At 44.3% G+C, this 1,007-nt stretch carries 1 protein-coding gene; it reads right to left on the reverse strand.

Annotated features, from left to right (window positions below):
- Positions 1–185: 185 nt before the first annotated feature.
- The coding region (locus F6K37_RS44380; protein ID WP_287257475.1) for a hypothetical protein at positions 186–1,007 on the reverse strand (822 nt) is incomplete at its 5' end.

The following is a 1,007-nucleotide window of genomic DNA, read 5'->3' on the forward strand; positions in this document are numbered from 1 at the left end:
TAGGTTAGCGATAGAGTAATATCATGTCCGGTTGAATACTTATACTAAGCCCAAAAGCAAGGCAGAAGGCAGAAGGCAGAAGTAAAGAAGTAAGGTTTCATCGGTAATGGTGTTTTATAACTAATTATCCGAACCTGATATAACCCACTGATAGCTGATAGCTGATAGCTGAATGCTTACTTTCCCTAATCCACATAACGACTAACCCGAAAAACTAGGTAATTGTATTCCAGAGATGAGCCATCAGCTTTGTGAAGGATCTTGCCTAATTCTGGTTTATAAATCCACTTGTTCCAGTCAATAGTGGTTTCATCGGGAACTTGAACTGCAATATAATTACCTTCCGCCAGACGAATTCCCATCGCCGCATCCTCAAAGTCTAGCCCTAGATAAAACTTCTGCACCGGTACATTTTCATTACGTTGAGCGAAGGCTTTGACTAATCCTAAGGTGAGAGTTGTGAAGGGTGCGATCGCAGGTTGAGCGGTAGTTAATAGTTCCAAACCGGTTTGAAAGGGTGAAGACTCTAAGGCAGATAACACCGCTTGATCCGCTTCATTTTTGACATTGACTGTAGAGCATTCAAAGGCAATCCCCTGAGAACCAACATTCAAACCAATGAACACTGGATAGCCTGCGATTCCTGCTGATTGTCCTTCTGGCACCCGATAAGTTTGGCTAAAACTCACGAACTCCTGGGAATCCGCCACTTGATTGCGAGCCGCAAATGAAACCAAAACATTGTGAAGGCCACCCCCTGGATACTTATGAATCCGCAGGCGATCAAGACGAATGTTGAGCCTACTATTTTTTAACGTTGGATCCGCCTTTATGGCACTCGGATGTTGAATGACTTGGACTTCTGTAGAACCAGGCGGGGGTGGAGCAATATAGCCAAATTGATGGGTGGCGTGGGACCAAGGCTGGTTGTGGACTGAGTTGAAGATATTCAAGATATCTTCTACACCTTTTTCCCTAACATCTGGTTGCCCCAAAAATTCAGGGTC

Origin of the sequence: Moorena sp. SIO4E2, assembly GCF_010671945.1 — a bacterium.
Lineage (GTDB): Bacteria > Cyanobacteriota > Cyanobacteriia > Cyanobacteriales > Coleofasciculaceae > Moorena > Moorena producens.